The following is a 489-nucleotide window of genomic DNA, read 5'->3' as shown; positions in this document are numbered from 1 at the left end:
AGAAGCTTTATACCTGAATAACGAATCTGTATGTTTTAACCTAAAAGTTTTTTATGAAAGTTAGTACATTTGTTTTGAGAAAAATCTACAGTAATGAGTGAAACTAAAGAAAGAATTAAATGTCTTATCATAGGCTCCGGTCCGGCTGGTTATACAGCGGCCATATATGCTGCCCGTGCAGACCTTCATCCTGTTATGTATACCGGAATGGAACCGGGTGGCCAACTTACCACAACTACCGAAGTTGATAATTTCCCGGGTTATCCTGAGGGCGTAGATGGTCCTGCAATGATGATTGATCTTCAAAAGCAAGCCGAAAGGTTTGGAACCCAGGTAAGAATAGGTATGGTGACCGAGGTGAAGTTTAGTAATGAAATGGGAGGAATTCACCAGGTATGTGTTGATAATTCAACCTGGATAGAGGCCGAAACTGTTATTATTTCTACCGGAGCAACCGCAAAATATTTGGGCCTTCCAAGTGAACAAAGA

General features: G+C 40.9%; 1 protein-coding gene. It reads left to right on the top strand.

Features of this window, described 5'->3' with window-relative positions:
• Positions 1-93 precede the first annotated feature (93 nt).
• Positions 94-489: NAD(P)/FAD-dependent oxidoreductase (locus tag HC175_RS17850; RefSeq protein ID WP_168139611.1), on the top strand; the 396-nt coding region annotated here is incomplete at its 3' end.

The sequence above is a fragment of the Salinimicrobium oceani genome (assembly GCF_012037645.1).
This window is presented reverse-complemented; position numbering and strand designations above follow the sequence as displayed.